This window comes from Chryseobacterium sp. ISL-6, assembly GCF_018613715.1.
In the GTDB taxonomy this organism is placed as follows: Bacteria; Bacteroidota; Bacteroidia; order Flavobacteriales; family Weeksellaceae; genus Chryseobacterium; species Chryseobacterium paludis.
On sequence record NZ_JAGGPT010000006.1, the window covers coordinates 84927 to 110512 of the forward strand.

Annotated in this window: 28 protein-coding genes; 7 read left to right on the plus strand and 21 right to left on the minus strand. The window is 36.2% G+C overall.

Annotated features, from left to right (window positions below):
* Nucleotides 1–25 precede the first annotated feature (25 nt).
* The 15 genes from J7E44_RS11135 to mobC all read right to left on the minus strand — a co-directional run bounded on the left by J7E44_RS11135 (nucleotide 26) and on the right by mobC (nucleotide 12273).
* Entirely contained in the window at nucleotides 26–406 is a 381-nt protein-coding gene (locus J7E44_RS11135; RefSeq protein WP_214829414.1) for a hypothetical protein, read from the minus strand.
* Complete coding sequence (gene traK, locus J7E44_RS11140; RefSeq protein WP_214829416.1) at nucleotides 406–1020, minus strand: conjugative transposon protein TraK; 615 nt, start codon at nucleotides 1018–1020, stop codon at nucleotides 406–408. Before traK ends, J7E44_RS11135 begins: the two co-directional genes overlap by 1 nt.
* Before the next feature lie 2 nt (nucleotides 1021–1022).
* Complete coding sequence (locus J7E44_RS11145) at nucleotides 1023–2195, minus strand: TraJ family protein (protein WP_214829418.1); 1173 nt, start codon at nucleotides 2193–2195, stop codon at nucleotides 1023–1025.
* Nucleotides 2196–2212: 17 nt separating this feature from the next.
* Nucleotides 2213–3031 carry a hypothetical protein gene (locus J7E44_RS11150; RefSeq protein WP_214829420.1) on the minus strand — a complete coding sequence of 273 codons (819 nt, stop codon included), beginning with the start codon at nucleotides 3029–3031 and terminating at the stop codon, nucleotides 2213–2215.
* A gap of 12 nt (nucleotides 3032–3043) precedes the next feature.
* Nucleotides 3044–3721 carry a hypothetical protein gene (locus tag J7E44_RS11155; protein WP_214829422.1) on the minus strand — a complete coding sequence of 226 codons (678 nt, stop codon included), beginning with the start codon at nucleotides 3719–3721 and terminating at the stop codon, nucleotides 3044–3046.
* Nucleotide 3722: 1 nt separating this feature from the next.
* On the minus strand, nucleotides 3723–4397 hold the full coding sequence (locus J7E44_RS11160) for a hypothetical protein (protein ID WP_214829424.1): 675 nt from the start codon (nucleotides 4395–4397) through the stop codon (nucleotides 3723–3725).
* Nucleotides 4394–5053: a hypothetical protein gene (locus tag J7E44_RS11165; RefSeq protein WP_214829426.1), complete on the minus strand. Its 660-nt coding sequence runs from the start codon at nucleotides 5051–5053 to the stop codon at nucleotides 4394–4396. The genes J7E44_RS11160 and J7E44_RS11165 overlap by 4 nt, the downstream gene beginning before the upstream one ends.
* A complete protein-coding gene (locus J7E44_RS11170; RefSeq protein ID WP_214829428.1) occupies nucleotides 5040–8099 on the minus strand; it encodes a TraG family conjugative transposon ATPase in 3060 nt (1019 codons plus the stop codon). Before J7E44_RS11170 ends, J7E44_RS11165 begins: the two co-directional genes overlap by 14 nt.
* Before the next feature lie 11 nt (nucleotides 8100–8110).
* Nucleotides 8111–8419 (minus strand): DUF4133 domain-containing protein, encoded by a 309-nt coding sequence (locus J7E44_RS11175; RefSeq protein WP_214829436.1) that lies wholly within the window; start codon nucleotides 8417–8419, stop codon nucleotides 8111–8113.
* 2 nt (nucleotides 8420–8421) lie between these two features.
* Nucleotides 8422–8757, minus strand: a complete 336-nt coding sequence (locus J7E44_RS11180; RefSeq protein WP_251040561.1) for a DUF4134 family protein — start codon at nucleotides 8755–8757, stop codon at nucleotides 8422–8424.
* A gap of 145 nt (nucleotides 8758–8902) precedes the next feature.
* Nucleotides 8903–9445 carry a hypothetical protein gene (locus J7E44_RS11185; protein WP_214829443.1) on the minus strand — a complete coding sequence of 181 codons (543 nt, stop codon included), beginning with the start codon at nucleotides 9443–9445 and terminating at the stop codon, nucleotides 8903–8905.
* A gap of 8 nt (nucleotides 9446–9453) precedes the next feature.
* The gene (locus J7E44_RS11190; protein WP_214829445.1) at nucleotides 9454–9840 is read right to left on the minus strand and encodes a hypothetical protein; all 387 of its coding nucleotides are present in this window, start codon (nucleotides 9838–9840) and stop codon (nucleotides 9454–9456) included.
* Entirely contained in the window at nucleotides 9828–10463 is a 636-nt protein-coding gene (locus tag J7E44_RS11195) for a ParA family protein (protein ID WP_214829447.1), read from the minus strand. The genes J7E44_RS11190 and J7E44_RS11195 overlap by 13 nt, the downstream gene beginning before the upstream one ends.
* Nucleotides 10460–11902 (minus strand): relaxase/mobilization nuclease domain-containing protein, encoded by a 1443-nt coding sequence (locus tag J7E44_RS11200; protein WP_214829449.1) that lies wholly within the window; start codon nucleotides 11900–11902, stop codon nucleotides 10460–10462. The genes J7E44_RS11195 and J7E44_RS11200 overlap by 4 nt, the downstream gene beginning before the upstream one ends.
* Nucleotides 11899–12273 (minus strand): plasmid mobilization relaxosome protein MobC, encoded by a 375-nt coding sequence (gene mobC, locus J7E44_RS11205; RefSeq protein ID WP_214829451.1) that lies wholly within the window; start codon nucleotides 12271–12273, stop codon nucleotides 11899–11901. The genes J7E44_RS11200 and mobC overlap by 4 nt, the downstream gene beginning before the upstream one ends.
* A gap of 348 nt (nucleotides 12274–12621) precedes the next feature.
* Between mobC and J7E44_RS11210 the strand changes: the two genes are divergently transcribed.
* Both J7E44_RS11210 and J7E44_RS11215 read left to right on the plus strand, forming a co-directional pair.
* Nucleotides 12622–12927 carry an NUMOD4 domain-containing protein gene (locus J7E44_RS11210; RefSeq protein ID WP_214829453.1) on the plus strand — a complete coding sequence of 102 codons (306 nt, stop codon included), beginning with the start codon at nucleotides 12622–12624 and terminating at the stop codon, nucleotides 12925–12927.
* Between the two features lie 38 nt (nucleotides 12928–12965).
* Nucleotides 12966–14294 carry an NUMOD4 domain-containing protein gene (locus J7E44_RS11215; RefSeq protein WP_214829455.1) on the plus strand — a complete coding sequence of 443 codons (1329 nt, stop codon included), beginning with the start codon at nucleotides 12966–12968 and terminating at the stop codon, nucleotides 14292–14294.
* A 229-nt stretch (nucleotides 14295–14523) separates the two neighbouring features.
* On the opposite strand, the gene J7E44_RS11220 is transcribed toward J7E44_RS11215, so the two are convergent.
* Both J7E44_RS11220 and J7E44_RS11225 read right to left on the minus strand, forming a co-directional pair.
* Nucleotides 14524–15645, minus strand: a complete 1122-nt coding sequence (locus tag J7E44_RS11220) for a PDDEXK nuclease domain-containing protein (RefSeq protein ID WP_251040562.1) — start codon at nucleotides 15643–15645, stop codon at nucleotides 14524–14526.
* Nucleotides 15646–15764: 119 nt separating this feature from the next.
* The gene (locus J7E44_RS11225) at nucleotides 15765–16994 is read right to left on the minus strand and encodes a site-specific integrase (RefSeq protein ID WP_214829457.1); all 1230 of its coding nucleotides are present in this window, start codon (nucleotides 16992–16994) and stop codon (nucleotides 15765–15767) included.
* Between the two features lie 629 nt (nucleotides 16995–17623).
* Between J7E44_RS11225 and J7E44_RS11230 the strand changes: the two genes are divergently transcribed.
* Nucleotides 17624–20149: a DUF5686 family protein gene (locus J7E44_RS11230; RefSeq protein WP_214829459.1), complete on the plus strand. Its 2526-nt coding sequence runs from the start codon at nucleotides 17624–17626 to the stop codon at nucleotides 20147–20149.
* A gap of 91 nt (nucleotides 20150–20240) precedes the next feature.
* Here J7E44_RS11230 and J7E44_RS24405 read toward each other — a convergent pair whose 3' ends face one another.
* From J7E44_RS24405 to rplU, 4 genes are all read right to left on the minus strand, one after another.
* On the minus strand, nucleotides 20241–20408 hold the full coding sequence (locus tag J7E44_RS24405; RefSeq protein ID WP_261510377.1) for a bacteriocin-like protein: 168 nt from the start codon (nucleotides 20406–20408) through the stop codon (nucleotides 20241–20243).
* A gap of 175 nt (nucleotides 20409–20583) precedes the next feature.
* Nucleotides 20584–20751, minus strand: a complete 168-nt coding sequence (locus tag J7E44_RS11235) for a bacteriocin-like protein (RefSeq protein ID WP_214829461.1) — start codon at nucleotides 20749–20751, stop codon at nucleotides 20584–20586.
* 381 nt (nucleotides 20752–21132) lie between these two features.
* Nucleotides 21133–21390 (minus strand): 50S ribosomal protein L27, encoded by a 258-nt coding sequence (gene rpmA, locus J7E44_RS11240; protein WP_007842221.1) that lies wholly within the window; start codon nucleotides 21388–21390, stop codon nucleotides 21133–21135.
* 18 nt (nucleotides 21391–21408) lie between these two features.
* The gene (rplU, locus tag J7E44_RS11245) at nucleotides 21409–21984 is read right to left on the minus strand and encodes a 50S ribosomal protein L21 (protein ID WP_214829463.1); all 576 of its coding nucleotides are present in this window, start codon (nucleotides 21982–21984) and stop codon (nucleotides 21409–21411) included.
* A 183-nt stretch (nucleotides 21985–22167) separates the two neighbouring features.
* Here rplU and J7E44_RS11250 point away from each other — a divergent pair, with 183 nt between their 5' ends.
* The 4 genes from J7E44_RS11250 to J7E44_RS11265 all read left to right on the plus strand — a co-directional run bounded on the left by J7E44_RS11250 (nucleotide 22168) and on the right by J7E44_RS11265 (nucleotide 25534).
* A complete protein-coding gene (locus J7E44_RS11250; protein ID WP_214829476.1) occupies nucleotides 22168–23049 on the plus strand; it encodes a neutral zinc metallopeptidase in 882 nt (293 codons plus the stop codon).
* Nucleotides 23050–23161: 112 nt separating this feature from the next.
* Nucleotides 23162–24250, plus strand: coding sequence for an acyltransferase family protein (locus J7E44_RS11255; RefSeq protein WP_214829478.1), 1089 nt, complete (start codon nucleotides 23162–23164; stop codon nucleotides 24248–24250).
* A 63-nt stretch (nucleotides 24251–24313) separates the two neighbouring features.
* On the plus strand, nucleotides 24314–24892 hold the full coding sequence (locus J7E44_RS11260) for a MiaE family protein (protein WP_214829480.1): 579 nt from the start codon (nucleotides 24314–24316) through the stop codon (nucleotides 24890–24892).
* Between the two features lie 24 nt (nucleotides 24893–24916).
* On the plus strand, nucleotides 24917–25534 hold the full coding sequence (locus J7E44_RS11265) for a DUF502 domain-containing protein (protein ID WP_214829482.1): 618 nt from the start codon (nucleotides 24917–24919) through the stop codon (nucleotides 25532–25534).
* Nucleotides 25535–25586 lie beyond the last annotated feature (52 nt).

Genomic DNA, 25586 nt, shown 5'->3' on the forward strand with positions numbered 1-25586 from the left:
TTGGGTTGCTTTACATTAAGTTTCTTCATCGCGTATTCTTTATTTGGTATTTATCCAGCAGGTATTTTATCCTTACGCTGTCTGATGTGCTCAGGACTGTTTTTCTGCGGTAATAGTCGAGCTCTTTCAGGGCCTGCCGTAGATCCATAATTTTTTCTGTTTCCCTGACGGTCGCCCCAAAGGAGGTTGTCGCGTCTTTCAGGATGTTTTGCTTCTTCATCTTTTCATACTCAGGAACGGAAACTTTCTGCACATAGACCAGGTTCCCGATCGTAAAAAGGACGGAAAAGAAAATGAGCCCGAACATGATATAAAATGCTTTTTGGGGATACTTTTCCGCGAAATGCTCCGCCCTTTTCCAGAGCAGGATTTTTTCGCTGTTCATTATTTTTTGCTGTTTTTCCATTATCTGAATTTTTCTTTAACGGATATATCCGAGTTATCTAAGGTTTTCCATTTTTCGATCAGTACACCGTGGGGATTGTTCGGGGAACGTGGAATATCCTTTACAAATCCTTCTGTAACCAGCTTCCTGACAATAAGCTGTGTCTTCCGGTTAATCACCTGTGTACCATAATAGATAAATTTTAAATTCTGCTCATCAAGCTTTACACTATCAGCTTTTACCGTCATCACACTGTTGGAGGAAATAATCTGGTTATAAAAGCCTTTCTCTTTCAGGTTCATATATTCTTTCATCCCGCTGTCATCAATGAGATACAGTGCCTTTTTGGTCTGCTCCCTGATGTAATCATCATCGGCAGATAAGGTGAAAAACAGGGAATGAAAGAGATCGATCTGCGCTTTATATTCAACAGGACGGTTCATCAGTAAATCGGTCTGCTTTACCAGAACCGGAACACCGTTATCCAGCACATAGATGGATTTTCTGGCGTCCTGAATCTGCTTGTAGGAAAACACAAGCCCTGCAATAACCACGATCACGGATAGGACAAGGCAGCCTATAGAGGTCACCCGGTTGATTTTTATTTTTTGTTCGATATTTTTTACGAGTCCCATAATTATATTTTCATTAGTGATGCACCTTTGGTGGCGACTGCCATTCCTGCACGTTTCATTTTGCTCATGACCCCTGCATTACTGCCTCCTGACGGTATAATATAGTTGGCAAGAGTGGGCACACATAATATACCTACTGCTGTAATCAAAAAACACACAATTACGAGTCCGAAAGACATGATACCGCTGCTTGAATAGGTAAGCAGCAAATCCATGTTTTTGATACTTCCGTCACCATTGATGATCTGGTCATAGCGTTCAATTTCAGCTTCAAAGGCAAAAAGCTGGAGCAGTGTCCCGATCTTCAGGATAATAAATGCTACAAATCCGTACAGATTGACATTGATAAACCTTGCAACCCATTGCGACAGGAAATTGGAAAATGCCGGGAATACCGATAATCCCACCGGAATAGGGCCGACGATGATCAGAATCGTTGAAAATATCAGTTGGATAAAAAATATGCCATACACACAGACTCGTAATATCCATAATCCGATCAGTTCCAATGCACTGGAAATCGCAAGCTGTAATCCCACCTGTAAACGGAGATAGAGTTCATACACAGGACTCATCAGACCGGTTAAGCCGTCTCCCATCATATCCAGCCCTTGTTCAATCAAAGACTGGTCTCCGGCTTCCTGCTGTTGTATTTCGGCCTGTGCCTTTGCCTGCTCTTCAACAATCCGGTCTACAACCTGCTGCTGTTTCTTGAATCGTACCCAACGTAAAGAATTGAGCTCCTGCTGGCTTTCCACAAAGCTTCCTTCTGATACATCCTGTAATTTCATTAATGGGGTCCTGAGAATTCCCACAAAAGATACCCAGTTCATAATAACAAGACCGATGGCAAAGGGTTTAAGCATCGGAACAATTTCCCATTCCCGGTCTCCACTGATCATCTGCCAGCCGATATTTCCGAGATAAAGCAGGGCCCCGACCCCGGCAACTGCCTGTCCGAAAAGGATGAACTTTCCATACTCTGCCGTCATGAAGCTATCGTATAAAGGCAGGAATTTTTCGGTAAACCATCCTTCCAATACGCCTTCGCCCTGTAAAAAGTCCATGGCCTTCTGATAATACTCATCGCTGTGAGTGTCCTGCGAAAAGACAAGGCATGGGATAAAGAGAAGCATTAACAGCGTAATGCTTCTTACTATCATTTTTTGTTTCATAAATTCTATGTTGCTTATTAGTATAAGTGCCCGGTTAAAACATCCATAAATATTTCAGCGTCACGCCGCTCTTTAGTGATCTTTCCGGGATTTTTAGTTTTATAACTTTCCAGTCTGGCTTCCGCCTTCAGCCTGTTTTCAGCCTGCGTGTTCAGGTAGGCAAGATATTTCTTCATCTTACGCCATTCGATAAGGCAGTCGTGATAGGCAAGAATCCGTTTGCCTCTTGGCATATCTACCGTTTTGGCTATCCTGTATTTATCCTGCATTACATCGATCTTTCGTCTGCATTCTCCTATAATTCCGTAATTGTTAAAACGTTCCCACGCTTTATAGGAGGTAAATCCCCACTGATACGGAACCGGAGAACTGGTGTCAAAATTGTCAAGGCTTTTGAGCATATCTTTATAATACAACAGGTACAGGGGGTCTGCTGATGAAGTGGAGCTCGTATAGTGGTAAAACTCTTTCAGGTTTTCCTCATAGGTATTTTTTGCTTCCTCCTGGATTTCTTTTGTTCTATCCTGCTGTACAAGGGTAGTGGCATAGCGCTGGTTTTGAAGTCCCCAGGGGCCTAGTGGGCGGATGTCACTACCGCTTTTGTAATCACGGTTACGGCTTGGGGCCAGCCAGCCCCAAACCATTGCATAGGCATAATTGGTCTGAATACCCAGAAAATATTTGGGCTTGGGCTGCCAGTCGCCCCACTCGTAGAATACCTGCCGTTTTTCCTGTCCTACGATATGCTTGTCTTTTATCCTTTTAATACTTTGCCCTTTCCCTTCAGCGAGGGGGAACAATAACATTATAAATGTCATGATTAGAATATTTCTCATCGCTAAAAAATTTTACCACCCGTTAAGGTTGTACTGATAATTGTTAATGATATTTTGAATCATGGCCCTGTCCTGTATATACCAGCTATTCAGTACACCAATGTGCCGGAAATAAGGTTTCTTGTCTGCATTCCGGAGGTAATTGATAATATGTACCGTCCAGCCGTTCATGATCTTGATCTCATGCTGTATCTTGGAAAGGATCTTCTGCCTGTCATAGCTGTCCATCAGGTAATCGTTTTCCTCATTCATCACACAGCTGCTGATATTCTCATAGGAGTTCATGGCATGGAGATACAGCTTGGAATAATAATTGGTAATCAAAACGGCGTATTGGGGTTTTTGACCGGACAATTCAAGCATTTTTTGCATGTTTCTCACCAGCTTTGAAAAATCATAGTAGATGGCTTCAAGCTGTTTTCCCTGCTTCAAGGCTGAATTGACATTCCGGAGCTGATTGTAAATGTGATTTTTGATAACCACCACCTGTGTGGCTTTTTCTTTAATATCATCATAAGACTTTCGCTGTTTTTCATAGGAATTTTGATAGAGCTTTTCTGATACAACACGTGCCGCCTGGTTGGCGGTCACCTGTGCCTGCAATTCCAGGTTATAATAGAGCTGATAATAATACTGGGCACTGCCTTTGATGAAAAACAATAAAGGCAGTACAATGAATAGTTTTCTCATTTTAATAAAGATTTGCGTTGTTAATGATATCCTGGATGATCTTTTTATCACGGTTTACCCAATTTTGCAAAAGATTGTTCCGCAGCTTCATTTTTCGTTTGGCATTCACAATTTTTTGCAGGGTAGAATATGATTGCTGCCGGAGTCCTTTAATTTCCGATTGGGCATAATCCAGCAGTATTTTGCGTTCCGCTTTTTCCATCCCGTTGATGGTTCCGTAGGACAGTACAATCCCTGCCATCAGCCTGATATCCATCTGTAAGCTGTTAATGAATTCATATTGCCCGCTTAAAGCGAGCGGAATCCATATCGGAGCATCAGACAGTTCATCATAGATTTTGGACTGTATCTCGTAAATCTTGTCGATCTCCTTTACAATACTGACAGAGGCGGGAATAGCCTGAACTGCAAATGAAAGGTTATTGAGCCTGCCTCGTATTTTCTCGGTGACATCCCTGTATTTGTTCCATTCTTCTTTATTGGCAGATTCCAGCGCTAAGTTCGTAAGCTGCTTATTTCTCATTTCTTTTTGCTTTTCGTTTTCCTGCATTGTTTTCTGAATTTCGGAATTGATCAGGTAATAGCAGATGTAATTGCCTCCGGTAAACTGTCCCCGTAATGAAGAAGAATATATAATTACCAGAAGAAACAGTAGAGGTGTTAAAAACGATTTCATAATCCTAAAGTTCCTGCGTTATTTAAAATCTGCTGAAAGATCTGCTTGTCAGTGTTCACATAGGTCTGAAACGGATTAATGGATTTCCAGAAGCCTTTTTTCTTGGCTCTTTTGATCGCCCACCGCACATTGATCAGATATACATTCATCAGGCGGGTGTTGTTCTCAATATTGAACAGCAGCCGCCTCCGGTCTCCGGAAGTAGCCAGGTTCAGCTCACCACTGGTCAGAAGGTCAGCAACATCGGTATAAATATCGGTAGCTTTATTGGTGACCAGCTGGACGGATTTGTAGGCAAAAACACTGTACTCCGGTGCATCCTGAACTTCATCATAGATACCGTCTACATTGGTAATGATTTTGTTTAGATTATTGTAAATATTCTGAACCTGAATCCCGTTCTTAAGGGTTCCGTTAACTTCTTTCAGTCCTTTATAGACTTTATTCTGAATGTCATTGGCAATAACCATCTGGGAAGAAACGAAGGCTTGTGCCTGCTGAAGCTTATTCATTTCATCCACTGTTTTCTCCTGCTCATTTTTGATCTGACTGGCATAGAGTGCCATGGCAGGAGCGGTCAACACGTCGATATACGGAGTTTGTGCTTTAAGGAAACTCACGATAAAGACAAAGAGGAATACACTATATTTTTTCATAAATTGTTGATTGTATTTTAATAAATTCCTGTAAATTCATATCATGGCCCAGTAACTCATGTTTGATGATCTTGAAAAAATCTTTTCCTTTATGCTGCTTCTTAAAAGATTGATAGTAACTGATAAGTGGCTTATCTATCGGCTTTTGATACAGGTTGACCAGTGCCACCAGATTAGGCAGGCCATCCCCTAAGCTTTCTATATCCTTAACAAAATGCTCGAGTGCCTGCTGGTAATTTCCGAAGGCATTAGCATAGTATTCCAGAGCTGATTTCTCCGGCTTTTCAGTGGTATAGGTCAAATACTGGTAAACAGACACCTCGTTTCCATACACTTCACCTTTACTGCCCCGTTTGAGATAAAATTCCTTAAAACGGCTTCTGCCGCTTTTGTTATTCAGGTTATTGATCGTAAAAATCTTGCTTTGTTCCACTTCATTAAGGGAGAGTAATGCTGCTATACGGTCAAAATTGTCAATAAACTTCGTTTGATCCAGCAGTATGAAGGTGTCTGAATTGTTGATGATGCTGTCCTTGACAACTGTATTTCCAATGATATCATCCAGTTCCTGCGTAACCACTATCGCCTCACCCCAGAACTTTCTTACGGTCTTATATAAATAGAGAATATATCCGCCCATCAGCTTACTGGCAATGGCTTTCCATGCCTCTTCCAGAATGATCGCTTTCCTGCGGTCTTTTCTGAGACGCATTTTCTGGATAAAAGTATCCATGATAATCAGCGTTACAATGGGAAAAAGTTTGGGATTATCCTTCACATTGTCAATCTCATAGACAATAAAGGGTTCTTCAAATAAAGAGTTGTCGGTACTTTCATTAAGGGCCGTTCCATATCTTCCGCCTTTATAAAAATCTGCCAGCACATACAGGAAAGTTCTTAGATTGAATTCATTTTCGGCAATCCTGAATTTTTTGTTAGATAAATAAATAGGCAGAAATTTTTCGGCGTACTCATAAAAGCTGTTGAATGAAAGCTCTGGAATATGCAGCTTTTCTTCAAGTTCCATCACTTTTTTGATGAGCGCCCTTCTGAAAGCCTCTTCCCATTCCGTGGTATTGATCTTTGCCCTTCCCATAACTTCTCTTCTCGAAAGAACAAGCTGCGTCTCATCGTATACTTTCCTTTTTTCTTCATTAGAAAGGGTTTCGTATGCTTCATGGATTCTGTCGAACTGGCTGTCATCATACTCTTCGTTGTTGAAATTTTTATCCGGATGATACTGAATGGCCAGTTTTCTGAAAGCTTTTTTGATCTCATCCTTTTCTGCCGTCATAGGAATACCGAGAATATGGTAATAGCTTTCATGCTCCCTGAACTGATTTTCGAAATCGGCATACAGCTCCTCTTCATAGATGTTGTACTTGCTTAGGTACAGGATAAGCTCCCGTGATGTTTTATGCGTATACCAATTTGTTCCGCCATTGAAATATTGATGATAATAGGCCAGCAGAAGATTATCCAAAATGGATTTCTGCGTGGTGGTCATGGAAGCATCAGGACCTAGCCAGATCAGGAAAATTAAGTTTCCTAAAAATTCTATCTTTTCAATATTGAACTCTGCCTTATCCATTACAAATGGATTCATCGTAATAGGCTTTTCTTCCGTATACTGGATATATTTCCCGTTCTTGTATTTGGCAGTTCCGCTGTAACTATCCCCAACATCGACGATGACTACATCATAATTATAGGTGAGGTACTGCTCGATAATACTGTTCATCAGGAAAGATTTTCCACTGCCGGAGGGACCTAATACAAACTTGTTTCGGTTGTTGATCCTTCCGGTCTGCATCGGCAGATCGGAAGTGTCGATTTTAAGCGGGACACCCTGCCTGTCGGTAAACCGCAGGTAAAAACCGGAATGTTCATCTATCGGATAACTTTCTTTAAAAAAAAAACACAACGAGGCTTCGCTCGTAGTGGTAAAGAGATCGTAGTCTTTCAGCTCATTGGCATTACCGGGCATGGAAGCGCGAAAAAGCTCCAGCTGATTGTAGCTGCTTTTACTGGTAATAATCCCTTTCTGAAACAGCTGGTTTTCAATCATCGACTGTGTTTTCTCCATATCCTCCCGGGTTTCGCAGCTGATGACCAGGCTGTAGTGGGCATCTACAATAAGCTGCCCATCTTTGGCAATATTATCCAATAGCAACCCGATTTCCTCCGCACAAATACGGTTCAGGGGTTCATTCTGAAACCCTTCATGGCGGTTTTTCTTATTGGATAAGAATTTGACCCTTTCTACCTGGTCGGGAATAACAATAACCTGATTGTAGATGATCGTATTGTACAGTGCCAGATCATTCAGAAAAGAAAAGTTGTCAACTGCTGTATTTTTTGTAGCCCCGTTTCCGCCTAATGTGGTATAGGGATACATTTCGTTGGGAAGTTCAATATTTTCAACATCCACCAACGAAACAGCTTTTACATAAGAATTTCCGATCTGAAGGTTGTTGTCAAGCGATCGAATATTATCCAATGCTTTTGTGGATCTTCCGAAATTCATGGAAAGGATGGAAGAAATATAATATTCAAATTCCTTTTCAAAGAAGAATCGGGGTTCAAAGCCGTTATCCTTTAGAAGCATAAAGACTTTTTCTGCTTTATCACGCAGTTCCTTGTATTTTTTTTCAGAATATTTGTACTGATTTTTCTTTTTGCCCGGGTCGATCCGGTGGGTAAACACCAAAATACTATCGATGGTTTTAAAAATCCTTCCCTCGAAATGATCTGAGTATTTCTGCTGTAAATATTCTGCATGAGGTTCTGAATGATAAATCTTCTTATCAAAAATATCCAGCTTCTGGACAATATGCCCCTCACCAATGATACTGATGATATTCAGTAAAACCGAATGGTACTTAAGGTAAAGCGCCCGATCTGCCGAATATTGGGTGACAATATTTTTGATTTGAATGGAGATAATAGGGTTTCCATATTCACCTATCAGAACATCATAGCCGGTGCCAAGCTCCATACCATAATCATAACCGATAAAAGGAAGGCTAAAGGTTTTCTTTTTCATTTCTTTACTATTTACGTGGATTCGTACTTCTGTTTCAGCCTGATTCTTATGGGAACTATATAAATTTCATTGTGGTTCGTGGTCTTATTATAAAGACCTCTGGTTTTCTGAAGCCGGAATACATTCCACATCAGTCCGCCACCGATACCGAAAGCAAGCGCAATTCCGATAAAGAAACCGATGACTTTGCTTAGAATGATCCCTAAAATCATAGTTCCTGCGAACGCAGCCCCTGCATAATAGATATATTTCCCTTTCAGTCCCTTGAATACAAGAGGCTTTTTAAGCCCCTTGTAAAGAAAAAAACTCTTCTCTTCCATCTTTAAATACCAAAGAATGCCTGGATAACGGTCGGAACAAGCAAGAGGAAAATACAGGCCCCTCCCCAGCCAATAAGCTCCTTGTTGACGTCATTATCGCCATTATTCCATTTGTTGTAAATGCGGACTCCGCCGACAATTCCGACAACGGCTCCAATCATCTGAACCAGGTTTGATACAGGCTCTACATATTCTTCAATATCCGATGTGGCAGAAGAAATGGCTCCGGCACCGCCTGCCTGTGCCAGTGCAAGGTTGGAAACAAACAGTAATGCGACTGCCAGCAACTCTAAGGTGATGTTAAATTTTTTGAATGATTGTTTGATATATTTTTTCATTTTGATCTTTAAATTTTTAGTTGAACAGATATTGAACGGTGTTTTCAAAAAGCCTTTGGCTTTGAATAAAAAATTCCAAAGCACACTGTGTATACTTTGGAATCGAAACGGGCTGCGGCTAAGCCGTGCCACTGCTATTTAACTGTTAAAAAACTAAACTTGATTTATAAAAATTCTGGCCACTTTCACTACTGACAACAATATGGCGGGAGGCTTTTTCAAAGAAATCCCGGAACATCTCATCCGATATAACAGTCGGAAGAATTTCAGCTTCCCTGGATAGTACATCCTGCTCTTTAATGGTAAGGGCTGAACTTATCCTGGAAAGAAAAGATGTTTGACCGTCCTTCTCTTCAGTTGTGGGTTCAGGGTCCGCATTGTAATTGTCAATCGCTTTTTCTTCTTCGTACCGGGTTTGATGTATTCCCGATTCGTCGTTATTGTCAGAAAATAATCCTTCTTCATCTGAAAAGGTATAAGAACCGGGCATAGTAAGATCTTCTGTTTCCTGTTCACTGACACGCACAGTGTCAGTTGGAATTTCATCAGTAATGCTTCCGAGGCTTATCACTTCTCCTTCATTTTCATTTCTAAAGGCCGTAGGGGTTTTTATAAATAAGTCGTACACTATATTTCCGGCATAGTACAACAGGTACAATATGCCGGTAATTATAAAGACTTTTCCCATTAAAATTGTTATTGTTTTAGAATGTTTATGATGGTATCATAATCCTTCGACTTCAGGGTGAAATGCACGGCAAAGCTAATGAATCTGCTCACCGAAATCCCATCGGCACGTAAGCTGACGAGTTTCCGGTATTGAACATCCTGTATCCTGATCATTCTGCTTGTTTTGTCACTATCCTTATAGGTTTGGACAAATTCGCTGATAATTGATAATAATTCATCATCAAGAATGGGAGATATTTTCTCCGTTATTTTTTCTGCTGTTTTTTTTCCTGAAGCCCCGGATTTTTTCCTGGCGGTATTTATTTTTCCGGTTCTCTCATCTACAGGCAGTTTTAGGTTCCTTGCCAGCTCTTCTTTATCGTCGTCTGTAGCATAGCGGTCTAAAATTCCCATACATGATAGATTAATTCGTCGAATGTTTCTTTTACGGCCAGCCTTTGCTCATAGGTTAATCCTTTAGTACCTATATTAAGCAGGCTTTTTCGCGTAAATACCGGACTGCCTATTACTTTCCCGATTGCATCAAACTCAGCATCCATTACAGGTTTCAGCTCATAGCTGTCATCTTTCCGCATATTACTTCTGATAAAATACAATGTTGCATTGACCTTGATCAGTTTCAGTAAGTTGAGAAAGAGAACGGTAGACATCATTGTTACATTAGAATATTCAAAAGGTATAATGATGGCATCACTATATTGTAATACTTGTGTATAATTATTTTGGATATTACCTGCTGTATCAAAAAGAAAAATTTCTTCGCTCGCTTTGAGCTGTTGCAGAATTTTTTCGTTTTGGGTAAGGTGAATATTTTCTTCCGAAATTTTTTCCACTTCGTACAAATATTCTCCCTTTACATCTTTGTCTTCTGACCATCTCCTGTAAAATGAACGCTGAAAATCAAAATCAATCACATTAACCTTTTTATCGGTAAACAGGGAAAGATAATTGGCAAATGCAATGGCAAGAGTGGTTTTGCCCACGCCGCCTTTTTGATTGGCAAAAGTGATAATCATCTCTTTTTCTTCTTTTTTCTGTGATTGTTTTCATGTTCTTCGCCTGTCGGCTGTGAAGGCCCCGGAAGATCAAATAGGGAAGAACGCCGGAGCATTGCTTCGAAATCTGATGAGCCCGGAACCTGCCTGCCGCTTACAATAGGATGCGATTCGAAATTTTGTGAGGTAAGCAGCCGGGATAAATAAAGATTTTGCTCATGCTCTCCAACCAATTCTTTTAACGTAAATATCGCATTGTCGTTATGGTTTATAACGTACAATTCATTTGAGAAACTGAGTATCTTAATCTTATCTTCAAGGCTGCTTGCTTTTCCAAAATTCCGGATATGATCCATTGTTAAATTTCGTGTTTCTTTCCAGATATTATATGATGTCTTTTTTGAGTTTTTCAAAAATATCATATAATCCCGGATCTCGCATTTGTACTCGTCTTCCAAATGCTTTTTATAAGCTTCCTTCGTTTCGATTGTTAAATTTGAATTGGCCAGAATTTCAAAGAGCTTTTTATCTAATACTTCGGAGGTCATCTTGAAGAGGTCGCCCATTTTCATGATTTCACTTCCTTTATATATTGTTTTTGTTTTGTGGTCGATGATGGTGTAGCCGAAAGGCTGTTTATCATCTTTGAATGAAAGAACAACGTCAATCCCGAATTTCTTCTTTAGTTGGTATTGAAGTTCTGATTGGTAGTAGATGTATTTTCCTTTTTCGTCTGTAACTTTAAAAACAGAGTTTGAAAATACCTCTTTGTATTTTTTGAATATCGCAAATATCTGTTTTTTTCTGATATCTGTCCCATTTTTTTCTGAAAATTTTACATCTTCTACATTAATTGACTTTAAATGCAAACCGTTGCAAATGAAATGAATAGTATTTTCTTTTTCATATATTCCGAAACCGGAATTTTCCAGCAGTTTTTGTAATTGGCTTGTATTACTGTAAGAATACCCTAAAAGAGTATCAAGCTTTTTGTGGACATCCGTGCCGTATAATTCCTTTAAAACTTCCTGAAGCGCGGTCTGGCTTTTATATTTTTCAAAATCGCGTTCTATCCGTTTTCCGGAATGTTTATTAACCCTGGAACTGACGATGTGGACATGATTATTGGATGTGTCGTTATGAAAAACAATAATGTAGGGCTGCTCTCCATATCCCATTTTCTCCATAAACTTTTCAGCAGTAAGTGCCAATTGTTCCTTTGAGTGTGCTCTTCCTTTACAAGAAATAGTACAGTGAAATTGAGGATTTTGAATACGTTTGTTATTATTGGATAAGGCTTTGAAATAATTCTTAACATCTTGTGTCCCGGAAGATGAATTGATATAGGCAGGAAAGTTTTTCATGACCAGAAGCTCCCCTTTCCCTTTGTCGATCTTCTTATCATTGTACGTAACCCCGTTAAATTCCTTTGAGGTTTTATTTAAAATTTTGATAATCATCTGGCAAGTTCTATGTAGATTTTTTTAATAATTCTGTTTTGTTCTGTTTTAAGGCTATTAAGCTGCTGAAGTTTGGAGCTGTACTCTTTCAACAGTTCTGTCGGGATTGATTTTTCTGTATTGACGTACTTGGCGATCTGATTGATATTGTTTTCAATTTTTGCAAAAATATTTCCCTGTTTTTCTATAAAAGTCATAATTTCCTTACGGTCGTTTTCAAGCATTTTGCCTTCAACAGTATTCACAATAAAATCTGAAAGGTAAATATTGGACTTCTGGCAGTGTGACAGCCAGTTATCTTTGATTTGCTGTTCTAAGCGCAGGGTGATTCTGGCACTTTTAGTGCGGGTAGGAAGTTGGTCTTTTTTCATTTGTTAATGCATTTTATAGGTATAGTTCTCATACCTATAATAAAGGTTTGATAAATTGTTTAGTAAGTTTAAAGCAGATTAGCAAACGAGAAAAGAATTCCCCCAGAGTGTATAATTGTATAGCTAAAATAGTAAATTTTTGATAGAATTATTTTGTTGCCTTATTTTATATCGTGTTAATCAATTGCATAAAGGTATTTTAATACATTAAAGAGGATCAATTTTTTTGAGAAAGGCTTGATAGGATTTACTTTAGTGAGGGCTCATTTTGATATTTTGAAATTTCGCTTTAACTTCGAACTAAACAAATGCAATAAACTATAATTTGATAAAAAAATATTTCGACCCATGAAGCTGCCTCCTGAATTAGAAGACCAATATGTAAAAGATGTTCTTTACAATAGATCCTTAGAAAACCTTCCGGATGAAAAATGGAGGCTGATTGAAGGTTTTGAGAATTATGTGATCTCTAACTATGGACGGGTGAAGAGTTTGGAACGTATGTCTTTGTCATTATTTGGTAAAGAACGCTGGCTTCCAGAACTCATTAGGAAGCTGACTTCTGTAAAACAGTTTAATAACTATCTTCAAGCTGATGTTTTTATGTTCATTGTGGATTTATATGGAATGGCCGTAAATATACAAGATCGGTAGCACGTTTGGTCTATTATCATTTTGTTGAAGAATTTGATATGAATGACCGTTTTATTGTTATTTCATATAAAGATGGGAATAGCCTTCATATACATTGCAATAATTTAGAGAAGATTTCAGCCAGTGAAAAAAGATTAAAAACCTTTCGGCAAAATAGAGCAAGGAATGTACATGTTGACTATCTGCAACCCGTCAGCCAATACACTGCTGAAGGAGATTTCATCGCTGATTTTAAAAGTATTTATGCTGTAGAAAAAAAAATAGGTATTGCCCCGGAAAGCATTATGGATGTAGTTAATAAAAGATTTTTAACAGCAGGAACATTTCGATGGTTTTTGCAAAGTAATCCTCCGAAAAAGGAAGACTTTATCATCACTACACCGTCATATATTTTAGATGATTCATTTAACCAGTTTCTTTGGGAGAAGCTGGGTAAACCTTTAATTGATAAAGATAATCCTCCTCCATGTATGAATCTCTCACTTGAAGATCTTCCCGGAGAATCCTGGATTCCAATACCAATCCAAAATTTTGAAAATCGTTTTATGATTTCTAACAAAGGGAGAGTAAAACGATTAAATGGCTGGACTTCAAAAGGAAGAAAAATATTTTTGAGAGAACAGATATTATCTCAGTTCATGGTACACAATAGCGATACAACGTATTCTTTATATTGCAGATTAAATAATGAAGATAAAGAAGTCCAGCCTGTAATGAGCAAATTACTTTATTATTGTTTTGTAGAAAGATTTGATCTTAAAGACAGAAGCCTTGCTGTGGTGAATGAAAATAATCCGCAATGGGATATAGACCTGTCAAAACTTTCATTACGTCCCGTTTCTTATGTTCTTCGAGAAAGAAATAAAGATTTTGGTGTTGTTAAGGTGAGAACAATATTTAATTCAAAAAAAATATTTAACGATTTGCTTTGGAAAAAGCTCGGTAAGCCACAAATTAATAAGAAGAACCCACCTGCTGTTTTTGATTTATCGATAAAAGACTTACCAGATGAACATTGGAAATCGGTACCCGGCTTTGAGGGGAAATATGTAATTTCTAATAAAGGAAGGATAAAACGATTAAGTGGCTGGAGGGCTGGGTATCAATTTTTCGGAGAAGAGCAAATTATCTCTCTCAATGTAATAAAGAAAGATAAATCCGGTTACCTTTATTTTAAGCTACACCCGAAGGAAGATAGAAACCCCAAAATGCTTTTACGGCTGCTTTACTATTGTTTTGTCGAAGAATTTGACTTGAATAACAGAACGCTAAGAGTAATTAATGAAAATGAGACACTATGGGAAATAGATCTCTCAAAACTTTCATTGCGTTCTCTGAATTCTTTGCTACCGAAAAAGATTGATTAATAACAATCAACTAATTCACCACAAAGCAAACTAGATGAGCCAAAATTTATCTTGACTTATCGAAATTTGAAAAATTCTATTTATCTTACATAGTTTAGTGCCTAAAATTACACCTTAGACGCCCCTTCCATCAATTCCTGCTCTGATTATAACATTGATTGCAAAAGTAGTTAAAAAGCTATTTTTAAAAAGGTTCAATATCTTTTTTTAATAGAAATAAACTCTTAAACTATTCAGAGTCTTCCTTTCTATCAATTTGTTCCCGGGCAATAGCTATCGCTTTTTGGAGTTTTTCATGTAATACCTGTTTGTCTGGTAATTGGGTATAGTATTGTGCCACTTTGATAGGACTATCTTCTAACATTAGATATTCAATATGTTCTGTGTTACCTTCACTACATAAAATTAAGCCAATTGGAGATTCTTCATTTTCTCTCCTGTCATTTTTATCCAGATAACGTAAGTATAAGAGCATTTGACCTTCGTGTTCGGGTTTGAATTTGCCAAGCTTTAATTCAATAACGACAAGTCTTCGTAATCCACGATGATAGAAAAGAAGATCTATATAATAGTCCGTAAAATCAACTGTTATGCGCTTTTGACGATCAAGAAAAGCAAAATCAGTTCCCAGCTCACTTATGAATGTTTGTAAGTTTTGTAAAATAGCATTCTCTAGCGTCTTTTCAGAAAAAGAATCTGACAATCCCAAGGTATCCAGAAAATAACTACTACGAAAAACAAAATCCGGTGTTAAAATATTATTTGTTTTTACTTGTTGAAGGTTCTGTTTAATAAGTTCTTCCGGTTTTCTACTTAGTGCTGTACGCTCGTATAGCATTGCATCAATTTTTTCGTCTAGGGTACGGGTATCCCAACGCTCCAGACGCGTCATTTCAATATAAAAAGCTCGCTTTAGATGGTCATCAATGCTCATAAGTGAACGCAAATGTGTCCATGTCAATTGTGTACGCACTGCATATTTAATTTCTTCTTCCGAAAAAGTGTACGCGCTGCGTACACAATGTTGTAGTTTTTGCAATCCCCAGCCTTTGCCAAATTGAGAAACAAGCTTTATAGAAAGATTTTTTAAGATTTCCTTACCATATTGAGCTCGCTGGTTATAAAGCACATCTTCTTTTATCCGCTTACCAACTTGCCAATTCAGCATAATTATTTCTGAATTTATATTAACTGCTAACCGAACCCTAGTTTCATCAATGATCGAACTAATATCATTATATAGCTTGATTTCTTCTAATTTATTACTCATAATTTTTTGTGAATATGATGATAAGGCAAATATCCAAGCCCCAAAATCATCTAAATTAATTAATCTTATACTTAATTTCAAGTTAAATATATTTCATATGTCTATTATTTTATACAAATTCAAAGTATATGACTAAAATAATACACAAATATAAATAGTAAAAATTACTATAATTTCCTACAATTTGTTTTTTTGATTCCTCAAAAAATACTGTCAATTACCATATCCACTTCATTAGTTGAAAAATCTTCGAGATAACTTTCTGTTGTGCTAAGTTTCTTATGTCCCAAAGACGGTTTGATAATATTGATGTTTACATCTTTTCTTAAAGCTGTTGTCGCAAAAGTATGCCGGGCTGTGTAGAATGTAATGTGCTTATCTATTTCACATAATTTAAGAAGATATTTCAATTGCTTATTGTAGTATTTTCTTACTGAATATTTTCTATTATATAATTCTTCCGCAGAATATTCTTCCTTATTCATTTTCAAAATAGGAAATATATAAGGGGTATCGTAAATCCTGTATTTCCTGTAGAAATTTAGCACCTCCCCAATGATTTCATTTTTTGGTAATTTCACGTTGATATGAGCTTTCGTTTTTATCCTGCTATAACTAAATTTTAAATCTTCCAAATGCGACCATTCTAATTCTGCCAGATCTGTAAAGTTCATCCCTCTTGCGTAATAACTGAAGATATACAGATACCTTGCATGTCTGACAGATGGAGCTTTCTCCACATCAAAATCAATAATCTTTTCGAATTCTTGTTCAGACAAAGCCTTTTTCTTCTTTTGACTTTTTAATTTCGATATTTTGTATCCTTCTTTTGAAAAAGGATAATGAATTTTGGAGACAACTTTTGCTTTAATTGCTTTGTTATAAACCATTCTGACATTCCTCATATAGACGGCAATCCCACCATCATCTGCATTTTTACGGAGATGTCTCTCGAAGCCGTTTAAAAAAGATTCGTCAATATCTTCAAACCTGTACCTGTCAATATTCCTTTTAAATTTTCCGAGGGCTCTTATTGTTGTTTCCAAGGAAATTTTATAGCTGATTTGTCCGTTTTCCTCCATCAATTTAATCTCTTTTTCAAAAAACTCTTTGAGTAGGATTCCGGAGTTTCCACGAAGACGATAATGGTTGTCAAATTGTATTAAGGTGACAATTCCCTGCTCTTTTTGGATTTTTTCGATAATATCGGTTGCTTCTTCTTTTAGGGTTCTCAAAGATGAATTAAAAGCAAGATGATTTCTAAATTTAGAATTGAATTCACCTGTTTTAGAATTCCATTCTTTTAGTGTACATTTGTAAGGAGTTGAGTAAAATTTATTTTTCCTGTTTATCGTTATCCTTAAATAAATAGGATACAGTCCATCTTGTAACGGATTCTTCTTACATACAGTCTTAATACTCGGTTTCATATGTTTAATTTTTAAGTATAACATTAGTATAACAAGTTGTACTTCCAACCAAAATTATATGAAACCAAAAGTAAAGCAGCTAATCCGTAACCAAAAGAGAATCAACATATTTGAAGCTAAATACAAATAAATGAAACCCTAGGGTTTTCATCTGTTAATCAGAGGGTCGCTGGTTCGAGCCCAGCAGGAGGAGCTTAAAAAGAGTTACAATTTTGTAACTCTTTTTTATTTGACTAAATCCAAACTCTACTTTCTATTTGTATTTTCATCATTTATTAAATAAATATCTGCCTTAACTTAACATTCCGTATTATTCAACTTTAAACCCTTTTCTCAATAAGTTCATTTTGCAAAATTTTATAATTTGTATTCATACATAAATAAGTTATTTATTTTAATGAAGAACAATACAGCTGTTTTTTGCATAAAACTACTCCTATATGATACTTAAACAAGCTATTACTGCTTCGTTAGTAAATTGAAACTCCCCAAATATCATATTGAGATGGTATTATTTTTTGGTACATTTGCATCTTTTGTAAATAAACACGAAATTTTTTATAATCTTATCCGTTTTAAAAATAAACAGCATACTTTTTGTTTATGCTAAATGCTTGAAGAAACTACGAATGTTAATTAATAACCCCAAATACCACTACCTCTACCTTTTCCTCTTATTTTCCGGCATTGTCTGCGCACAAAATACAGCAAGTGGCAAAATCGTTGATGCTAAGACCAACAAAGAAGTTACCGGAGTGGATATCTTTATCAATGACAGTAACCAGCCCCTTTTAACAACAACTAATGGGGATTTCAGTGTTCAGTCGGACAGCATTATTTATAAACTAAAGTTTCTAAGAAAAAGCTATGCATTAGAGAGCGTTGATATAACACCTGAAAATGCCAACAATATTTTTGTAAAACTTTCTAAAGAAAAAGTAGAAAGTATTCAGGAAGTTGTCATTCACAACGAAAAAACAAAATACAAAAACAAAAAAGAAAACCCTGCTTATGCTATTATGCAGGAAGTCTGGAAAAGAAAAAGAAACAACGGACTGAATAAGTTTGACACGTATACCTACAAAGAATACGAAAAGATCCAGTTTGACGCCAACAATCTTGATAGTGCCTTTATGAAGAGGAAGATCTTTAACAAGCTGGATTTCATTTTTGATTATGCAGATTCAACAGCGAGTGGTAAAATGGCACTTCCCGTTTTTTTAAATGAAGCAGTTTATGAAAATTATGGAGAAAATAAACCCGGAAAGAAAACAAAAAGACTATTAATTGCTCAAAAAACTTCTGGATTTCAAGATAATCAAATCGTTACTTTAACAGCAAAAAACCTTTATCGGGATATTAATATTTATGATAATACATTGAATTATTTTGATATTGGTTTTCCAAGCCCGGTAGGAACTGACGGATTTAGTACATATGATTACAATTTAGTTGACACCCTTAGTGTACGTGGGGAGAACGCTTATAAGATCAGATATCAACCCAAAAGAACAGATATTTTAGCTTTCCAGGGCTACCTCTATATTGATACCGATACCTATGCCGTAATAGGAGCTACATTGAAATCAACACAGAAAATGAACGTTAATTTCGTGAATGGAATTTCTACTGAATTAGAATATGATAATCCTGACGAAAATACTTTTTTGCCTAAAAAGTTTGTAACAGAAGTAGAAATAACACCATTTTCAAAAAAGAAAACCTCTAAAAGCATAATTGCCAAAAGATCTGTTGATTATTCAGACTATGTATTTAACAAACCTCTTGCTGCATCAGTTTTCACCCGTAGAGAGGAAGAATATGATAATAAGTTCGTAGATAAAGACGAAGCTTATTGGACCAAAGCAAGACCCGACTCGTTGTCTAAATCTGAACAAGGTGTGTATGATATGCTTGACAAGCTTCAACAGGTCCCAAAATTCAATCGAATTGTAAAATTGTATGAAACCCTTGGTTCAGGATATTACAACGTCACAAAAGGGATAGATCTAGGTCCCATATTCTCAGTATATGGAGTAAACGAAGTAGAAGGGGATAGAATAAGATTGGGAGCCAGAAGCTATTTTACCATGAACGACCCTTGGAGAATACAATTCTACACTGCTTATGGTTTTAAAGATCAACAATTTAAATATGGTGTCGAAGCAAAATACATGTTCAATAGAGTTAACCGATTTATGATCGGAGCTGGAACGAGAAGAGACATTATGCAGCTGGGAGTTCAGCTAACAACTGACGATGGAATCATGTCCAGATCATTTGCGTCTTCAACCGTTTTCGCAAGGGGAGATAATGCCTCTTTAAGTTCTTTAAATCAAACCAATGTTTTTGCGGCTATTGAGCCTTGGAAAAATTTTCAGGTTAGAATTGACGGAACCATGCAAAGCATTAAATCTGCCAATCCTGATGGATTCAGTCTTATGTACTATAGAAATGGAAACTTAAGACAAACGCTTAACGACTCACATGTTACTATTAGCTTAATAGCGAGACCAGGAGCTAAATTTTCACAAACCGGAGTTGACAGGCATGAACATGGAACATTGGCACCCACAATTGTCTTAAAATATACCCGAGGACTTGAAGGTTTATTTAATGCAGATTTCAATTACAATAAATTGCAATTCTTATTTTATAAACCTGTTTTAATTGGAAGCTGGGGAAAAACATTAATCAATTTTGAAGCTGGAAAAAATTTCAACACAGTTCCATTGGCTTTACAAAATGTGATCCCAGGAAACCAATCCTACAGTTTAGTAGGGAACACATTTGCTCAACTTAATTACTATGAATTTGTAGCAGATACCTACACTACCTTGCATTTGGAACACCATTTTAACGGTAAAATCCTTTCTTATATTCCGTTGATCAAGAAGCTGAAATTAAGAGAGATTGCATTTATAAGAAGTGCATACGGAACATTAAGCGATGCTTCCAAGAACATTAATGTAGAAGGATTCAAATACTCCGCACCAAGTGATCACATCTACTATGAATATGGATTTGGGATTGAGAATATAGGATTTGGAAATTTAAGGATCTTCAGAGTAGATTTTAACTGGCGGGGCAACTATCTAAACAGACCTGATATTTCTACATTTGGAATAAAAGCTGGTTTCCAGGTTGGTTTTTAATTTAGATTAAGTAAAACGAAAAAATTGTTTATACATTTTAATTATAAACATAAAGAGGTCTCAAATAATTGAGACCTCTTTATTATATTATTTAGCAAGTTTCACAGAAATCGATAACCATATTAACACATTTTCTCTTCTGCTGTTCTGTCCATTGGCACCACTCTGCACACCATGTGGCCGGTACGGGACAATCTGAACCAAGTCCTCCGTTAATGTTTTTCAAATCCTTCTTTCCCAATTTTTTCAAATTTTTCATAATAAATAGTTTTAGTTTGTTGCCTACTCTTTATGCTTTTCGGCATTCGCATTTTATTTAATAAATAAACGATGATAAATATAAAATATTTCACGAAAATTGGAATATTATAAAAAATATTTGCCAAAAAAGCCCCAACATTGTTGAGGCACTATATGTAAGTATAAAATTCAGACTAGCATGGACATGGATCTGGATCTATAATCATATTTGGGCATCTAAGCCTTTGTTGTGGCGTCCATGAGCACCATGCTGAACAGGTAGTTGCTGGAGGAGGACAAGCTGCCGCACCACCATCAATTGATTTCAATTCTCTTTTCGTAAGTTTTTTTAGGTTTTTCATAAAATAGTTTGTTTTAAAAATTTGTACTCATTCTTTTCAATTAACAATCACATGGTGTATCAATAACAGCATTGATACAATGTGCTTTTTGCCAAGCTGTCCATGAGCACCATTCTGCACACCATGAAGCTGGTACCGGACATCTTTCAGCGCCACCATCAATCGTTTTTAACTCTCTTTTTGTCAGTTTTTTTTAAATTTTTCATAATAAATAGTTTTAGTTTGTTGCCTACTCTTTATGCTTTTCGGCTTTCGCAATCATTTGTATATGAACGCTAACAAATATAAAAATATTTCACAAAAATTGGAATATTATAAAATATTTTGCCAAAAAAAAGCCTCAACACTGTTGAGGCTTTTAATTTTTATAGAACGCTTAGATTAAGCGTTTGGTTCTACAGATACAAAAGATCTGTTATTTGCTTTCTTTCTGAAAACTACTTTACCGTCTACTAATGCAAACAAAGTATGGTCTTTACCCATTCCCACGTTTTCACCTGGGTGATGTTGAGTACCTCTCTGTCTGATAATAATATTACCGGCAATAGCTTCTTGTCCACCGAAAATCTTTACACCTAATCTCTTAGAGTGAGATTCTCTACCGTTTTTGGAACTACCGACTCCTTTCTTGTGTGCCATTTTATTTGTAGATTATTATTATTTATTAAGAGCTTTAAATTGATCAATGTTCTTAACGATAGCAGCATCAACTTCTTCGTGAGTAAGAACTTTCTTCTCTAATTCAACTTTAACAGCTTTTCCTAAAGTAATTAAAGTTTCTCTGTTTTCTTTAGACTGAGACAAGTTGTTTTTCTTTAAGTGATAGTTCAGTTCATGATCTTCACCAAAGTTAACAGTTGCGTTGTCTGAAAGAACTTCAGCCTTTACTGTTTCTTTTTTAGCAGTCTTTTTTGCTCCAGCTTCAAATCCAGTGATTCCTGTAATTTTAATCTGAGTTAAAGATTGTCTGTGACCGTTTTTAACTTCGTAACCTTTTCTTCTTTTCTTTTTGAAAACGATTACTTTATCAGCTTTAAAATGGTCTAAGATCTCTGCATCTACAGTGATCCCGCTTACAGCTGGGGCGCCTACAGTGATTGTACCGTTTACAGTAAGAAGAACTTTATCGAAAGAAACTTTTCCTCCTTTATCTCCTTTTAAACGGTGTACAAACAACTTCTGGTCTTGCTCAACTTTATATTGAAGCCCTGCTATTTCTACAATTGCAAACATTGTTTATAAATTTTTAGTTATTTCGAGGTGCAAATATAAGAATTATTTTCTAATTACCTTACAATCAAAACAATCTTTTTTACTTAAAAGCTTTTTCACTATATAAGGAATAATTTTAACTATTTATGTATTAGTAAATAAAAAATAATTTATATCTTCGTTTTCACCAAAAAAATATTTTATATGAAAAACTTTAAATTCTGCTTTCTAGCAGGAGCAGTTGCTGTATTCTCTTTAACTGCATGTAATGATGACAAAATGGAAGACAATGTCTTACCAAAATCACAATCGGAAAACGCAAAAATTGAGCAACCTGGGGACAAAGAAAAAATTTGTTACTATGTAGATCAAAACTGGAGTTCATCATCTGTTTTAATGACTGGCTTACAAACCACTGCTGATACGAATTTCATGAATAGTCAAATGACCAAAATCGCAAGCATGTGGGGAAGAAGTAATCCTACCCTACGATTTGTAAATGATCCTTCGAATTTCAATTCCACTTACAATGCAATTTCATATTCAAGCGGAAAAATTTATTATGGCTATGCTATTTATGCTGATGCAAAAAATAAAGGTGGAGACATTGTCAATGCGATGATTTTAGCTCATGAATATGGTCATCAATTACAGTATATCTTTAATTTACCTTCTGTAAATGAATCTACTGCGAGACCTAACGAATTAGAAGCAGATGGATTTGCAGGTTACTATTTAAGAAGACCAAATGGGTATAACAAAACCACCTTCGCAGAAATCGCTTCTGCTTATGAGTTTGCACAAAGTATTGGAGACAATCAGACGAACAGTCCTAATCACCACGGAACTCCACCACAAAGAAGATCTGCTGTACGTTTAGGTTTCCTTTTAGGACAATACAGTCTTTCTGCAGCTGATTTCGATTATAACTTCTTCTATTATTATCAAGGTGTTTTAAACGGAACCTACAAAATGGGGAAAAATTCAAGAAATCCTGAAATTGACGCTTATATGAGTCAATATATGGATGAATTAAGAAAAATTCAAACCGGAGAAATCTCTGCTGAAGAATTTAAAAATCTATAAACACTCATTTTTGCATATTTAGAAAGGAGGTAAAGTTATTCTTTACCTCTTTTTTATTTACTCAGAATAATTAATAAACTTTATTTACTTTTGAACTTTATCATACAATACAATGAATAGGGATCTCTATATTGATTTTGCAAAAGGATTAGCAACCATTTCAATTATATTTATTCACACTGCTTTCTGGTCAGGCCAATTTTATATTCCTGCCGAAGTAAGAGTCTTTTCATTGGTATTTGATGTTGCCTTATTCTACGCATTAAGTGGGATTACTTCAGGAGCTAATATTGAAAAAACGTTGTATCGGTTACTGAAATTACAGATCACCTACATGATTTTTGTAACGTTTCTTTTCTTTCTCGACTACTTCTTTAAGGTTTTCGGGCTAACCTTCTTCTCCATGGAATGGTTACAAAAATTTTATTCAACATTTGGTTCAAAATACGCAACAACGAGTATATCAATGGAACCTCAATGGCAAAATCTAGGTAACTGGTATCTTCATCAGTATACCAATGCTGATACGTTTCCTGTAGTTATGGGAAGCTTCTGGTACTTAAAAGTGTATTTTATATTAACCGTTTTTGGAGTTTTAACTTTAAGATTTTTTCCAAAACACATCAATTGGTTTATCGGATTATGTATTGCTTTAACATTAATATTTAATCTCTTTCCCTGGCTTTATCCAACGGGACAGGTCGGTTATGTGGCATTTTATTTTGCCGTATTTTTAATTGCCAATAGAATGAGAGGAAAAAAAATTCCGACTAAAATAATCCCCATTCTTTATGCAATAGTTGCAGCCTTACTATTATGGATGTTCTGGTATTACGGATCCGAAATATTTTATAAGATCAATAAAAATAAATTTCCACCTCAAGTCCCTTATATTATATGGACATTATTCTCTTTAGTAACATTATTTGTCTTCTATAACCGGTTAAAAATCACAAAGGAGAATTTCATCACCTATATCGGTAAGAATGCCATTTTCTTTTATTTTGCCCAAGGAATAAGTTCTTCTCTGGTGTATTTTCTGGTGGTTTCTTTAAATGAAAAAATACCGTGGTGGAGTTTAATGATCATCATCTATATCATTAATATCGCTTTAGCAACAATAATAGCAAAAGGCCTGAAGAAAATAGATAGCCTGGGATGGAATATTCTGGAATTCCTTCGAAGAAACACAGCTTCTTAAATAACTGAAATAAAAGAAGATTTGTTATGTCAATTTATTTTAAATTTACAAAAAATTTAAAACATGTTTAAGTTGAAACTTCCTACTGATCCAAGGTGGGCAAATATTGCAGAGGAAAACATTGAAGAAATTTTAACGGATCATGCATGGTGTGAGCAGAAAGCAGCAACAAACGCTATCTCTCTTATCACGATGATGCCTGAACAAACTGAAATTGTAACCGGACTTCTTGCTATTGCTCAGGAAGAGCTTGATCATTTCAATCAGGTTCATGAGATTATTAAGAAAAAAGGATATTCTTTCGGAAGAGCCAGAAAGGATGATTACGTAAATGAGCTTGCCAAATTTATTGTTCAGGGGAAAAGAGAAGATCTTATTGTTGACAAAATGCTTTTTGCGGCTATGATAGAAGCAAGAAGTTGTGAAAGATTTAAAGTTCTTACTGAAAACATCAAAGATGAGGAGCTAAAAGTGTTCTATAGAGAGCTAATGATCTCTGAAGCAAACCATTACACAACATTCATAGGGTTCGCAAGACAATTAGGTGATCCTGAAAAAGTGAATAAGCGATGGGAAGAGTGGCTAGACTATGAAGCTAGTATTATCAAATCATACGGAAACAAAGAAACAATACACGGTTAATCCAAAATACATTAAAAACACAAGTTGAAAAAACTGACTTTTGAAAATATTGCCAACTTTTTCCTGAAAAATTTCTTTCAGGGACTTGTGATTATTGGACCTATCGGACTTACTATTTTTGTAATATGGTATGTTGTAACCTCTATTGACAATATAATACCATCTGTTGCAAAAGAAATTCCGGGGTTAGTTTTTGTATCAACCATTTTAATTACCGCAATTTTAGGATATCTGGGAAATAAATTCGTTGTGGGAAGATTCTTTTTTGACACGATGGACAGTTTGTTGGAAAAGACTCCTGGAGTAAAACATATTTACACTCCTACAAAAGATGTTATGTCTTCATTTGTGGGAGATAAGAAAAAATTTAATGATCCCGTTTGGGTAAAAACCAATGAAAACCCGGAAATCTGGAGGATTGGATTTTTAACTCAGAAAGAAATGTCTGATGTGGATAAGCACAATTATGTTGCTGTATACCTTCCACATTCATATGCTATTTCCGGATGGGTAATTGTTACAGAAGAAAAAAACATCAAACCTGTAGTGGGCATGACAGCCGCATCAGCTATGAAATTTGCTGTTAGTGGCGGCGTAGCTGGTTTCCACTCTGATGAAAATATATTTAAAGCTCCAGAGTAATATTCATTATTCTTTTAAATATACTTGATGAATTGAAATTATTTTCAAACAA

What these genes read in the sequence shown, in the direction of transcription:
- J7E44_RS11135 (WP_214829414.1), bottom strand. Translation starts at nt 406, where the DNA reads ATGGAAAAACAGCAAAAAATAATGAACAGCGAAAAAATCCTGCTCTGG.
- traK (WP_214829416.1), bottom strand. Translation starts at nt 1,020, where the DNA reads ATGGGACTCGTAAAAAATATCGAACAAAAAATAAAAATCAACCGGGTG.
- J7E44_RS11145 (WP_214829418.1), bottom strand. Translation starts at nt 2,195, where the DNA reads ATGAAACAAAAAATGATAGTAAGAAGCATTACGCTGTTAATGCTTCTC.
- J7E44_RS11150 (WP_214829420.1), bottom strand. Translation starts at nt 3,031, where the DNA reads ATGAGAAATATTCTAATCATGACATTTATAATGTTATTGTTCCCCCTC.
- J7E44_RS11155 (WP_214829422.1), bottom strand. Translation starts at nt 3,721, where the DNA reads ATGAGAAAACTATTCATTGTACTGCCTTTATTGTTTTTCATCAAAGGC.
- J7E44_RS11160 (WP_214829424.1), bottom strand. Translation starts at nt 4,397, where the DNA reads ATGAAATCGTTTTTAACACCTCTACTGTTTCTTCTGGTAATTATATAT.
- J7E44_RS11165 (WP_214829426.1), bottom strand. Translation starts at nt 5,053, where the DNA reads ATGAAAAAATATAGTGTATTCCTCTTTGTCTTTATCGTGAGTTTCCTT.
- J7E44_RS11170 (WP_214829428.1), bottom strand. Translation starts at nt 8,099, where the DNA reads ATGAAAAAGAAAACCTTTAGCCTTCCTTTTATCGGTTATGATTATGGT.
- J7E44_RS11175 (WP_214829436.1), bottom strand. Translation starts at nt 8,419, where the DNA reads ATGGAAGAGAAGAGTTTTTTTCTTTACAAGGGGCTTAAAAAGCCTCTT.
- J7E44_RS11180 (WP_251040561.1), bottom strand. Translation starts at nt 8,757, where the DNA reads ATGAAAAAATATATCAAACAATCATTCAAAAAATTTAACATCACCTTA.
- J7E44_RS11185 (WP_214829443.1), bottom strand. Translation starts at nt 9,445, where the DNA reads ATGGGAAAAGTCTTTATAATTACCGGCATATTGTACCTGTTGTACTAT.
- J7E44_RS11190 (WP_214829445.1), bottom strand. Translation starts at nt 9,840, where the DNA reads ATGGGAATTTTAGACCGCTATGCTACAGACGACGATAAAGAAGAGCTG.
- J7E44_RS11195 (WP_214829447.1), bottom strand. Translation starts at nt 10,463, where the DNA reads ATGATTATCACTTTTGCCAATCAAAAAGGCGGCGTGGGCAAAACCACT.
- J7E44_RS11200 (WP_214829449.1), bottom strand. Translation starts at nt 11,902, where the DNA reads ATGATTATCAAAATTTTAAATAAAACCTCAAAGGAATTTAACGGGGTT.
- mobC (WP_214829451.1), bottom strand. Translation starts at nt 12,273, where the DNA reads ATGAAAAAAGACCAACTTCCTACCCGCACTAAAAGTGCCAGAATCACC.
- J7E44_RS11210 (WP_214829453.1), top strand. Translation starts at nt 12,622, where the DNA reads ATGAAGCTGCCTCCTGAATTAGAAGACCAATATGTAAAAGATGTTCTT.
- J7E44_RS11215 (WP_214829455.1), top strand. Translation starts at nt 12,966, where the DNA reads ATGAATGACCGTTTTATTGTTATTTCATATAAAGATGGGAATAGCCTT.
- J7E44_RS11225 (WP_214829457.1), bottom strand. Translation starts at nt 16,994, where the DNA reads ATGAAACCGAGTATTAAGACTGTATGTAAGAAGAATCCGTTACAAGAT.
- J7E44_RS11230 (WP_214829459.1), top strand. Translation starts at nt 17,624, where the DNA reads ATGTTAATTAATAACCCCAAATACCACTACCTCTACCTTTTCCTCTTA.
- J7E44_RS24405 (WP_261510377.1), bottom strand. Translation starts at nt 20,408, where the DNA reads ATGAAAAATTTGAAAAAATTGGGAAAGAAGGATTTGAAAAACATTAAC.
- J7E44_RS11235 (WP_214829461.1), bottom strand. Translation starts at nt 20,751, where the DNA reads ATGAAAAACCTAAAAAAACTTACGAAAAGAGAATTGAAATCAATTGAT.
- rpmA (WP_007842221.1), bottom strand. Translation starts at nt 21,390, where the DNA reads ATGGCACACAAGAAAGGAGTCGGTAGTTCCAAAAACGGTAGAGAATCT.
- rplU (WP_214829463.1), bottom strand. Translation starts at nt 21,984, where the DNA reads ATGTTTGCAATTGTAGAAATAGCAGGGCTTCAATATAAAGTTGAGCAA.
- J7E44_RS11250 (WP_214829476.1), top strand. Translation starts at nt 22,168, where the DNA reads ATGAAAAACTTTAAATTCTGCTTTCTAGCAGGAGCAGTTGCTGTATTC.
- J7E44_RS11255 (WP_214829478.1), top strand. Translation starts at nt 23,162, where the DNA reads ATGAATAGGGATCTCTATATTGATTTTGCAAAAGGATTAGCAACCATT.
- J7E44_RS11260 (WP_214829480.1), top strand. Translation starts at nt 24,314, where the DNA reads ATGTTTAAGTTGAAACTTCCTACTGATCCAAGGTGGGCAAATATTGCA.